This window comes from Bacillus norwichensis, from assembly GCF_014836955.1.
Classification (GTDB): domain Bacteria; phylum Bacillota; class Bacilli; order Bacillales; family Bacillaceae_C; genus Siminovitchia; species Siminovitchia norwichensis.
Genome location: NZ_JACSPV010000013.1, coordinates 97,152 through 108,312 on the forward strand (window position 1 = coordinate 97,152; position 11,161 = coordinate 108,312).

Sequence of the window (11,161 nt, forward strand, 5' to 3'; positions counted from 1 at the left end):
TTGGGCATTTAACCCGTCCTCACGCCAAACCGGACACGTACTGCAGTACGCGTTTCACTATGTGTAAACGAGTGTTAACTAAATAGTAGAGAAGTAATGTTAAATAAATATAAATGTTCTGTAAGACTTTTTTAAGATTGTGTAAAGAAAAGGAAGTTACATTAAGATTGTGTAAAGAATGAAAAGACAGATGAAGATTTGATCGAGGCATTAGACAAAAAGAGAAGGGGCAATATCGGGTTTGTTCTTAGCGGTGGCGGGAGTGTAATATTAACTGTGTAAGTAAAGAATGCGTACGGTTCTTGCTTACACAGTTTTTTAATTTTGATAGAATGGAATTAAATTGATAGGAGGTTAGGTAATGACGAAGTCAAAGCGAGACCCGAAATCAGTTAAGTTAGCAAATAAAATTATTGAAGATTATCAACCAGAATCTGTTGAAGATATGCAGGATGCATTGAAGGATATATTCGGTCCCCTGTTTGAAGCGATGTTAAAGGGCGAAATGAATAATCATTTGGGCTATGATTCCAATGATAAAGGAGAAAAAGAAACAGAAAACCGACGCAATGGGTATGGAAAGAAATCCATCAAAACAGCTTCAGGTGAAGTAGATATTAAGATGCCCCGAGACCGTGATGGGTCCTTTAATTCTGAACTGATACCGAAGCGTAAAAAGGATGTTTCTGCAATTGAGAGTAAAGTGATCTCCATGTATGCACGCGGAATGTCGCAGCGTGATATTTCATCGACTATTGAAGACATTTATGGTTTTTCAGTATCTCATGAAATGATATCCGATATTACAGATCAAGTGCTTCCTGAACTGGAGGAATGGCAGGCCAGACCGTTAAGAGAATGTTATGCATTTGTTTTCGTTGACTGCATGTATACAACCATTCGCAATCAATATGAGACAAAGAAATATGCCGTCTATACAATCCTTGGATACACAATCGAGGGCGATAAAGAAATTCTTGGCTTATGGTTAAATGAAACGGAAAGTAAGCATAAATGGATGCAGATTTTCGATGAAATCAAGGCAAGAGGCGTCGAAGATATCTTCTTTATATCCATGGATGGTGTAAGTGGTTTGGAAGAAGGATCACGTGCTATTTTTCCAGATGTCATTGTACAACGATGTATGGTTCATTTGATTCGTAACTCCGTTAAATACATTCCTAGTAAGGATTATAAGGCATTCACCAAAGCCCTAAAGAAAGTCTATGGTGCACCAAGCCTCAAGGCTTGCCTAAGTGCTTTTGAATCTTTTCAACAACAATGGGCTGCATATCCAGGAGCTATTGACGTTTGGACAAGAAATTTCCACCATGTTGAGCAACTTTATGATTATGGAAGTGCCATTCGTAAAGTTATGTACACAACCAACGCAGTAGAAAGTATCCATTCCAGCTTCAGAAAAGTGACCAAAAAAGGAGCATTCCCAAACGAGAACGCTCTATTAAAAGTATTATTTTTACGGGTAAAAGAACTCGAAACCAAATGGGAAGGTGGCCACATCCAAAACTGGGCAATGGTTATGAACCAACTTCTTCTTCATGATGAGCTAAAAGATAGGGTGTTAAAGTACCTTGAGTAAATTGGAACTTACACACTTTATTTGACAAACCCGCGGTGGCGTACTGTTAGGAACAAACCCGATATATACGACTACAATTGGAAAACATTAACTATTTAGATATGAAAATTCTGTTCGCGGACCGAAGATTACTGTCCCGGATCTCATAAATTCTCTCCGAGAACTAGAGATTACTATCCGGATTACGAAAATTTTATCCGAAAACCGGAAATTGCTGTCCAGAATACGAAATTCTATCCAAATCTTTGAAATCTGTTGCACATGTTTAAATTTGATCCAGAAAAAACGCAAATCTCAACTTATATCAATAATAATAAAAGGAACAACAGCCCCCACCATTGTCCCTCACTCCTTACTCCTTTTTCTCCGCAATCCTATAGTGGTTTCTAGCCCCATCTCTTATAATGCTAAATGACTTCGTGGGTATGTGCAGATAGAGCCACTTACTATGGGCTCTTCTTTCCATGATGTTCTTGAATTTATGCGCTCTATTGACCTTTTTGTCAAATCGATAATATGTACTGTCAATAGTAATAGAGGGGCCAGTGTAAAAATTCACTCTGAGCATCCGATCCTCAATAGGTTCATAGTCTCTGATATGATCAACTGAAAACCATGCGCAATCTTCGTGCGCAATGGACTTGCTGGGGAACCAATAAATCCCTTTGCTTCCACTGATCATAACAGGTGGCATACTTATGTTGCCCAACACTTCCTTTGCGCTTAAAATCGCTCCATTCAGACTGCCCCCGTAATATTGGATGCTTTTTTTGATAATCGCAAGAGGACTTTCGTTCACTTCATACACTTCTTCTTCCTCAACGACGATCGAACACAGCTTGCCACTTTCATCATAATGATTCAGAATACACTTTGTTTCCATTTGAATGATATATTCGTCCAATCTTTTCAAATCTTAATCCTCCTACTCATATATTTTGAAAAGGATATACTAACACTAGTCGGTATACTCCGACATAAAAAACCCTTGGATTTAGTCCTCCACGACTCCATAATCCAAGGGTTTTCATATGTACGTTTGATCACATCAGCCTCACCTCCCTTGCTGGTCCAACCATTTCGCCATTTACTCGATATTCGATTGGTTGTAATTCAAGATAGAGCACTTACCAAATTCAAATCACCTTGTTCTTATTATAATGCCTTCTCACAGCTCCTTCCCATAAACGAAAACGCATACATAAAGAAACACTTGAACCATGCCAGCATTTCTTTTACACGTTATGCCCCTGTGAAACTCACACATCACAATTCTTTTGTCCTATTATAAAGTTCACTTCGCACAGTATTGTCTATTGATTTCCATGTATCCAATACTTACTAACCGGTACCTTTGACACCCATTATACACAAGCTGTTTAATTTGTCTAATTATTCAACTTTATTTTTCTTGAAATTTTCAAAGCTACTATTTTGTTCAAATTGGAAAGTGATTCAGTCCATTTCTTGCAGAGAATGGATGTTTTTATATCATTCGATCAATATATTCCTATAAGCCTTCGATAAACAAGAATAAGTTAGATTTTTGGATCAACTCCTTCCCCCTCCCACTGCATGTACTCCCAAATTTCTTTTAACTTGTTCATCAGTCAGCCATTTATCCCCGGATTTAATCCTCTTCTCTGCTTCTAGAAGTTTTGATAATAGCTGAATTGTAGCTTGATTTTTTTCATATTCCTCAATCTCAGGAATAGTCAACTTACCTCGACCATCTTTCTTTTTAAAAACAGATTTTCCTGCAGCAGCATCCTTTAAAACCTCATTATAATTTCTTAGATCAGAAACGGGTTTAATATTTGGCAATAATATCAACTCCTTCCGTTGATATTATTATATATTCTTTTACTTAAAATTTTACAGCATCGTAAGGCTAATTCGTTGCCGCTCGTTTCCTTCAAATTCAACATCACCGGAGATATCCAGGTTAGCCGCACTAAAAAAGTCCCCGGATTTCCAATCTTGGGGATTATCCTGCTAAAAAGAGGGATGATATTTTTTCTAAAACTACTCATCTTTCTCCCTTAAAAGTTTCGTAACCTTATTCAGAGGGCCATCGGTCGTTCCACCAATTTCGCATCAAGCCCTCTTAAAAAGATCATGTATGACAATCTCCCGGATAATGCGGGCACCGGAAAGGCACCGCCCGGTTATTTTCTCCTTTTCCGCTTTTTCTTTTTCTTTTTTACTGGCGCCTTAGATACCTTGGGCACGTTAAGCGTTCTTTCCCTTAATGGAATTTCTTTAGCGCGGAGGCCCATAAATATTTCGGCGAGCGGATAGAAGGTTTCAACATCATCCGGAAAAACTTCCATTTCCATGCCTACAATTGGCCCGGGCTGAATTTCCTGCTGGGCAGACGCTTCAAGTTCTTCCGGTGTCGGCAAAATGGAGACTTCCCCATCCGTGTGGTCTGACATTATGAATAATTCTCTTAACCCTATAGCAAGCATGTCCCTTAACTTTTCTGCAGGTAGTCTTTTGTACTCCCTCGCATGTAGCAGCATCTGGCGGAAATGATAGCCTGCATTTGGAAAATCCTCGATTTGCGCCAGCATATCTCCTAATGTGTAGTGGGATTCAACTTGTTTTGGATCAAGCCTGACGGAGTGCTCAAATACACTTACTCCTAATTCCGGGCGGTTTCCTTTCTGATACAAATTACCCAGCCGATTCCAAATATAAGCATCTCCAGGACTTTCCTTTAGTATTTGTAAAAGATGCTCTTCAGCATCCGTTGCATACTGGTGCGACGTCCCATCAAAAAGCTGATTCTTCCCAAAGGAAACATTGGGATTCGACTCTGATCCCCCCAATAATGGAAGTGAACCGACCATGATACTGATTAAAATGCTGTTGGGCAGCTCCCAATTCCCAGCTTCATTACAATGCTTGCAGCGAAAATACCCAGTCATTTGAATATGTTTCTGTGTGTCCCCGTCTTTTACCACTTCTTCCGAGTTCACAGATAATATGCCGACATCATACTTTCCTTTTCTACTACAACTTTTGCATGTAAACATATGATGATTCTTTTCATAAATCGGCGACAACTGCTCTTTATTTCGAAAAATTTCTCTTACATAAGCACCCGGCAACGCGCTCCTCGTTGGCGATTCTCCCGCATCTTTGCCGGTCAGCATCTGAATCAGTAAGGGATTAATCTGTGAATGAGCCACCTTTGTCTCCCCCTTCTAAAAATATGAAACTATTATAACAAAATTGATGATGGTGCTTGAATCATATATTTAATTTTTTGGATCATCCTTCAGAAAGTACCAAGATGCCTTCATCAAATTCCGAAAAATTTGTTTATGGCACAATAAATTGAAAAAACCACTTGTCAACAATCCAAAATAAAAGCATACTTCCTATTGGGATAAGTTAGCAGGAAGTTTTAGGAGATATTGACAGTGGCCGAAATTAAGGATATCAGACATGAAGCTGACAAAAAAGATGGTAGTTATGCAGATATCGCAAGAAAAATGGGCAGAGTTCCTGGAACGGAATGGAAGGGGGGATCATCACAAGTACCCTGCCTGCAGTTGTTGCTATCATTGCCTTCTTAATTCTGAAAGAAAAACCAACCAGAAGTGCCGTAATAGGTATTTTACTAGCGTTTTTTGGAACTTTAGCGATTAATATATCTGGAACATTTTCCGGCGTTGAACGTGGTGTAGCCCCATTACTAGGAAACATGTTAATCATTGGCGCCGTTATAGGGGAAGCATTATTTATTATCTTTGGCAAGTCTATCTCAAAAAGAGTCACACCACTTACAATTTCTACTATGGTTAGTATATTTGGAGCGATTCTTTTTCTACCTCTTGCTATATATATAGCCACAAGCTTTCCATTTACTGAAGCATCCATAAAAGATTGGGGAATGATCTTGTATTTTGGGATCGTAGTTACAGTTATCGCTTTTATCCTTATGTATCAAGGAATCGAAAAAGTTCCAGCTAGTACAGCAGGTGTATTAACAGGTGTATTGCCCATAAGTGCTGTGTTACTGTCATCCATTATTTTAAAGGAAAATTTATTATGGATTCATATCGTGGGAATGGCGTTAGTGCTATTAGCGATATACTTGATTTCTATGGATTCTAAAACAGAATTAAAAAATACTGATCATATATGATGAAAAAAGACATTGAAGCAAAAGCTCGGCTATCAATTGAATAACATTAAAATACTTAAGCAATTAAATAAACAAATAAACAGAGTTCACTATAATCGAGTAGGAGGGGGGGGGGATTAACCCCCGACCTCTCACACCAACGTGCATACCGTTCGGGACACGGCGGTTCAATTAAGTATGACGTAGAAATTCGTATCGTTCATATAGACTTTTGAGCCCTTGGCTTTTCCAATAGGAAAGGCCAAGGGTTTTGTGAAGAATTGGACTATGTGAGATTTTCCAGTATTTCTTCGGGAGTTTCCCATTCATAAGCTTTTGCTACTGGGACTCCTAAACCTATCAATTTTCTAGTTTTTGGGGTCTTCCACTGTTTCCACTCAATCATGCGTAGTCTTCTTCTTAATCCATTCATCAAATTTTTTGAACTTTCTGGGGGTGTCTGCTAAAGCATAGTAGCTGCACCATTGTTACTTCTGCCTTCACAGTTCGGGACTTGCCCCCTATAGACTGCACCCATGCTGGACGCACCAAAACAAGATCCCCGAGATTGGAAATCCGGGGATCTTGTTAAAAGAGAGGGGTGAGAGTTTTCTTATATAACAGGCACTTTGTCATAATGTCCCGGTCTTCGATGTCCAAAGCAGGGAATACTTTCTCTGGCGTCATGTACAATATTTTCCTGGATGTCGGCCATAATGACTCCTTCTTTTTCAGATGCCCGTGCAATCACAGTTCCCCACGAGTCAATAATCATGCTGTTTCCGTAGCTTTCCTTTCCAGGCAAGTAGCTTCCGAATTGACCAGCCGCAATGACATAGCACTGATTTTCAATGGCACGCGCTCTTAAAAGGACTTCCCAATGGAGCATTCCCGTATAACGTGTAAAGGCTGCCGGAATAAATAAAATCCTTGCTCCATGCAGTGCATAGTTGCGATAAAGCTCTGGAAAGCGTAAGTCGTAACAAATACTTAATCCGGCTTTGCCAAAAGGCAGCTGAACCATTGCGGGACTTTCTCCGCTTTGAATCGTGTTTGATTCCTTATATGAGGGTAATCCTTTGATACCGATGTCAAATAAATGAATTTTTCGGTATTTGTTTAGCAGCTTACCACTGGGATCAATGACAAAACTAGTATTATAGGATTTTTCCTCATTATACTTTTCTACAATACTTCCAACGTGGATAAACAGTTTATGTCGTTTGGCCAAATTGCTTAAAAGTATTGTCGTTTCACCTTCCGGTACGTGTTCGGCATGGTTTATTTTCTCACTATCTTCCCCCAAAAAGTTGCAATACTCGGGCAAAGAAACGAGTTCAGCCCCACCCTGGGCTGCTTGGTTTATTAAAATGGATATAGTCTGCAAATTATTTTGTTTGTCTGACTTGGAATTTAACTGAATAACTGCAACCTTCATGTTTACCTCTCCTTAATATAATTTTTTCAATCTAAAAACTAGGTTTTTATTTTTCAAAACCTGCTGATTAACCCAATAGACTAGGGAGCCAAAGTGACAGCTGCGGAAAATAAGTCAGAATGACAAGCATGATGATTAATGGCAAGTAAAGCGGCAATAGGCTTTTGACAACTTCTTCGATGGAAACCTTACCAACCCGGCTTATAACATATAGCCCTAATCCTACCGGTGGGGTGATCATTCCCAGCAATAAGTTGTATGACATCACAATGCCGAAGTGCATCCGATCAATCCCCAAGCTGTCAATAATGGGCAGTAAAATAGGCAGCATAATTAATTTGATGGGGATGCCTTCCATAATACAGCCAAGGATGAGCAATAAAATATTAATAATCAACAGCATCATATATTTGTTCTCTGTTAGTGACAGCAAAAAATCGGACAGTATATACGGCAATTGTTCCGCTGATATGATCCATCCCATGGCGGTGCCGATGCCAATTAAAAACATGATGAGCGCTGTAGAACCTACACTGGCATTCAAAGCTTCCTTCAACGAGTCCCATTTCAATTCTTTGTATATCATCGAACAAAATAGAGAATAAAGTACCGCAATGGCACCGGCTTCTGTCGGGGTGACAATGCCCCCCAACATGCCGCCCAGAATCACACCAGGAGCGAGCAATGCAAAAAATCCATCCTTAAAAGTATGACTAAGTGATTTCACTGAAAAAGGTTCCGGTGACGGGGTGACAATATAGCCCCGTGTGGCCCCAACATATACGTAAAGTGCCAATGCAACGGCGATGAGCAGCCCCGGAATGATTCCCGCAATAAATAGCTTTTCAACTGAAACTTCCGCTAAATATGCATATACAATTAAGGGCACACTAGGCGGTATAATAGCGCCAATGACGGATGACGCGAGCGTCAGAGATGCACTAAACGGCTTTTCATACCCCTTTCCTACCATAGCCCTCATTTCAATAGCCCCGAGCCCTGCCTGGTCCCCAACCGCCGTTCCCGATATTCCCGCAAAGATGACGCTGGCAAAAATATTGACTTGAGCCAACCCGCCCCGTATGTGGCCAATCAGGGCATTGGAAAAATCAAAAATCCTTTGAGTAATTCCAGCTGAATTCATCAAGTTGCCAGCAATGATAAAAAGTGGAATCGAAAGAAGGGTATAGCCTTTGATTCCCTCCACTAACTGCAAGGAAAGAACATCCAGTGTATACCCGCCCAATATTAAAGCGGCCAAAGTGGATAAAGCCATGGAAAAAGAAACTGGAAAGCCGATCGCCAACAATAACAGAAATACGGTAAACAATGTGAGCGCCAATACCATGACTTATTCCCCCTCCTGTGATTTGCAGGTTTTGAGCGTTAACATGATATGATGCAAGGACGTTAAAACAACCAATGCTAGCAACAATACCAACGGTGCATAAAACCAAGATGTTGGCGCTTTCATAATAATCGTCTTTTTGTTAAGATGGTTGATGGTTAAATTGATAGAATAGACCAACATCACACCGGATGTCATCATTAAGAGAAAAGCGTTGACGGCATTGACGATTTTTCTTTTTACAGGATCAAGCTTGTCCACCAAGAACGTGATGGAAATGTCTTCACGGTCAACGACCAATTTGCCAAACCCCAGAAACGTAATCCAGCAAATGAGTATGGAGAAAAATTCCTGTGACCAGATGATGGAACTGCTCAAAAAATATCTGGAAATAATCTCTACCGTCAATACACTGATCAAAGCCAGTAAACATAGAAAAGCAATGGCCAGATATATATTTGCTACTGCATGAATTATTTTTTTCATACATGTCACCTTCATTACTCGATCACTTTGATCTTTTCAAGATATCCTTTGGGGAATACGCCGCTTTCCTCCACCTGCTCGTGAAAGCCGGAGAAAGCTTCCAGCCATTCGTCTCTATCAATCTCAAAGATTTCAATACCATGTTCTTCCTTCATTAACCTCAGATGTTCTTCTACTTCCTTTTCCAATAGCTTAACAGCCTCCACTCCCACTTCATTTGCCGCCTCGATCAAGAGATCCTGGTGTTCTTTAGAAAGCTCGGAGAATTTGTCTTCGCTTATGGCAATCACGATATCCTGCGGATACTCATCAATGATTGTCATATAAGGGGCCACTTCTGTAAATTTCATCGACCAAACCAAAGATATGGGTGATGTGACCGCATCCACTAAATTTTGTTTCATAGCTAAATACGTCTCTGTCCAGGCCACAACCGTGGGATTAGCACCTACTGATTCATAAGCCTGTGAATAGAATTCCGATTCGAATGAACGGATTTTCAATCCTTTTAAATCTTCAACAGATTTTATAGGTTTTTTGGATAGTAAAACCCGGTATGGACCCCGAACAAAATTTCTTTCCGTATTTAAGAAGCGAACACCCTTAGAAATCATTTGATCGTGGATTTCTTGCCCCAATTCCCCCGTATTGTATTGTTGAAAGTGTTCAAAATCCCTGAATAAAAATGGGATGCTGCTTACCTGAACCCTAGAATCAAAATCATCGAAATAGGTAGCGCCCTCTCCATACATATCTTGAGTGCCCATTAACATATTATCGATTTGGGTCTTGCCTTTTCCCAATAGTTCAGCGGCATATACATCAACAATGATTTCACCATTACTTTTTTCCTTCACCAGATTGGCAAATAGGTTAAAAGCCTTCCCTTCAACAGACTCATCCGGCATTTTTGTTCCAAGTTTTAATTCTACCGGATGATTGATTGACTCTTTCTTTTCATTGGCAGTCAAATTCTTTCCGCAGCCACTGATGAGAACCATAAATGATACAAGGGGAATGAAAAAAACTTTCATTTTCATCTATCGCTCTCCTTATATTCATCATTGGTTTGCTCCAGCAATTGATCTGCTTTCGTAATACTGCTTAAAGGTTTCCCCATGTCCAGGAGGCGCTTGAAATTCGGTTCGTTTCTTTCGCTGAATTCCGCCTTTTCCAAAATTTCTTCGTAGTTTAGATCCTGAGAAAGCACTAATACACCATTATCATCTGCTATAATAAAATCACCAGGCTTAACCGCTACTCCGCCACATTGAATGATTGTATTGATTTCGCCGCTTATTCCATAAAGCTTGGTTGTGATAGGAGAAAGGCCAGTGGCAAATACTGGCACCCCGATTTCACGAATCGCTTGAATGTCTGTACATGGCCCGTCGATGATAATTCCTGCCACATTTCTCGACTTCGCAGCATAGACCACCATTTCACCAACGCAGGCATGCTTGGTGTCTCCCGTCCGATCAATGACAATCACGTCTCCTTCTTCAGCAAGACTGACCGCTTTATGAACCATCGTTGAATCATTGGAGTTCGTTTTCACAGTAAATGCCGTACCTACTACCTTGACATCTTGCAGCATGGAGCGAACCCGGCTATCCATAAAACCATAATGTAGATGATGCCCAATGGTTGCCGGCTCCACTACTTCAAACCTTCTTCTCAAGCTGGGTGTTAGTTGTTTGTTTGCGACACGGTTTAAGATTTTCATTAATAATAAACCTCCGAATTTTATTTTAATTAAAAAGCCATAAATGTAATGTCGTATAACAAATATGATCGATACTATTTTTTCTGTATTGAAAAAAGTAAATGTTTATAGGAAGCCTTTAATTATTAACCCCCTTACGCTGACATTTTTGTTTTGATGGTTCAGAATAATGCGATACCTAATGTCACCCCCTCTACCTTCATGGGCAAAAAACTCTATCAAACAACAAAAAGGAACATAAAGTACCCTTATTCGGGATTATAAACAATTAAATGTTGTTTGTAAAGTAGTTATACAACAAATTGTTGTTTTTAAAAGTTTTTCTAGTACTGGATTGTATAATCTTAGTAACTCAACTTTCGCAGAGAGAAATTGGCAAATAAGCCTTGATGTAGTTGGGAAGGCCAGAGAACCACTGCTCAAGT

At 39.8% G+C, this 11,161-nt stretch carries 10 protein-coding genes and 2 pseudogenes; 3 read left to right on the plus strand and 9 right to left on the minus strand.

Annotation, left to right across the window (positions count from 1 at the left end; translation table 11 throughout):
• Positions 1 to 361 precede the first annotated feature (361 nt).
• Positions 362 to 1,600, plus strand: a complete 1,239-nt coding sequence (locus H9631_RS09935; RefSeq protein WP_191812316.1) for an IS256 family transposase — start codon at positions 362 to 364, stop codon at positions 1,598 to 1,600.
• Positions 1,601 to 1,952: 352 nt separating this feature from the next.
• Here the strand turns inward: H9631_RS09935 and H9631_RS09940 are convergent, their stop codons facing one another.
• From H9631_RS09940 to H9631_RS09950, 3 genes are all read right to left on the minus strand, one after another.
• Entirely contained in the window at positions 1,953 to 2,513 is a 561-nt protein-coding gene (locus H9631_RS09940) for a competence protein ComK (protein WP_191812318.1), read from the minus strand.
• A 638-nt stretch (positions 2,514 to 3,151) separates the two neighbouring features.
• On the minus strand, positions 3,152 to 3,424 hold the full coding sequence (locus tag H9631_RS09945) for a prevent-host-death protein (RefSeq protein WP_191812320.1): 273 nt from the start codon (positions 3,422 to 3,424) through the stop codon (positions 3,152 to 3,154).
• Positions 3,425 to 3,768: 344 nt separating this feature from the next.
• Positions 3,769 to 4,797, minus strand: coding sequence for a tetratricopeptide repeat protein (locus H9631_RS09950; protein ID WP_191812322.1), 1,029 nt, complete (start codon positions 4,795 to 4,797; stop codon positions 3,769 to 3,771).
• 323 nt (positions 4,798 to 5,120) lie between these two features.
• Here H9631_RS09950 and H9631_RS22580 point away from each other — a divergent pair.
• Together H9631_RS22580 and H9631_RS09955 are read left to right on the plus strand one after the other, a co-directional pair.
• Positions 5,121 to 5,249: pseudogene (locus tag H9631_RS22580) on the plus strand (EamA family transporter); the annotation flags it as partial.
• A gap of 66 nt (positions 5,250 to 5,315) precedes the next feature.
• The gene (locus H9631_RS09955; RefSeq protein ID WP_263600709.1) at positions 5,316 to 5,759 is read left to right on the plus strand and encodes a DMT family transporter; all 444 of its coding nucleotides are present in this window, start codon (positions 5,316 to 5,318) and stop codon (positions 5,757 to 5,759) included.
• 171 nt (positions 5,760 to 5,930) lie between these two features.
• Here the strand turns inward: H9631_RS09955 and H9631_RS22330 are convergent.
• From H9631_RS22330 to H9631_RS09980, 6 genes and pseudogenes are all read right to left on the minus strand, one after another.
• Positions 5,931 to 6,223 (minus strand): annotated as a pseudogene (locus H9631_RS22330) (group II intron maturase-specific domain-containing protein); the annotation flags it as partial.
• 128 nt (positions 6,224 to 6,351) lie between these two features.
• Positions 6,352 to 7,176, minus strand: coding sequence for a carbon-nitrogen hydrolase family protein (locus tag H9631_RS09960; RefSeq protein WP_191812325.1), 825 nt, complete (start codon positions 7,174 to 7,176; stop codon positions 6,352 to 6,354).
• Between the two features lie 67 nt (positions 7,177 to 7,243).
• Positions 7,244 to 8,524 carry a TRAP transporter large permease gene (locus H9631_RS09965; RefSeq protein WP_191812327.1) on the minus strand — a complete coding sequence of 427 codons (1,281 nt, stop codon included), beginning with the start codon at positions 8,522 to 8,524 and terminating at the stop codon, positions 7,244 to 7,246.
• 3 nt (positions 8,525 to 8,527) lie between these two features.
• Positions 8,528 to 9,010, minus strand: a complete 483-nt coding sequence (locus tag H9631_RS09970; protein WP_191812329.1) for a TRAP transporter small permease — start codon at positions 9,008 to 9,010, stop codon at positions 8,528 to 8,530.
• Between the two features lie 14 nt (positions 9,011 to 9,024).
• On the minus strand, positions 9,025 to 10,050 hold the full coding sequence (locus H9631_RS09975) for a TRAP transporter substrate-binding protein (RefSeq protein WP_191812331.1): 1,026 nt from the start codon (positions 10,048 to 10,050) through the stop codon (positions 9,025 to 9,027).
• Positions 10,047 to 10,736: an RraA family protein gene (locus H9631_RS09980; protein ID WP_191812333.1), complete on the minus strand. Its 690-nt coding sequence runs from the start codon at positions 10,734 to 10,736 to the stop codon at positions 10,047 to 10,049. The genes H9631_RS09975 and H9631_RS09980 overlap by 4 nt, the downstream gene beginning before the upstream one ends.
• Positions 10,737 to 11,161: the final 425 nt, after the last annotated feature.

Excerpts from the sequence above, each read along its gene's own strand:
- H9631_RS09935 (WP_191812316.1), top strand. The coding sequence starts at position 362 with ATGACGAAGTCAAAGCGAGACCCGAAATCAGTTAAGTTAGCAAATAAA.
- H9631_RS09955 (WP_263600709.1), top strand. The coding sequence starts at position 5,316 with ATGTTAATCATTGGCGCCGTTATAGGGGAAGCATTATTTATTATCTTT.
- H9631_RS09960 (WP_191812325.1), bottom strand. The coding sequence starts at position 7,176 with ATGAAGGTTGCAGTTATTCAGTTAAATTCCAAGTCAGACAAACAAAAT.
- H9631_RS09965 (WP_191812327.1), bottom strand. The coding sequence starts at position 8,524 with ATGGTATTGGCGCTCACATTGTTTACCGTATTTCTGTTATTGTTGGCG.
- H9631_RS09970 (WP_191812329.1), bottom strand. The coding sequence starts at position 9,010 with ATGAAAAAAATAATTCATGCAGTAGCAAATATATATCTGGCCATTGCT.
- H9631_RS09975 (WP_191812331.1), bottom strand. The coding sequence starts at position 10,050 with ATGAAAATGAAAGTTTTTTTCATTCCCCTTGTATCATTTATGGTTCTC.
- H9631_RS09980 (WP_191812333.1), bottom strand. The coding sequence starts at position 10,736 with ATGAAAATCTTAAACCGTGTCGCAAACAAACAACTAACACCCAGCTTG.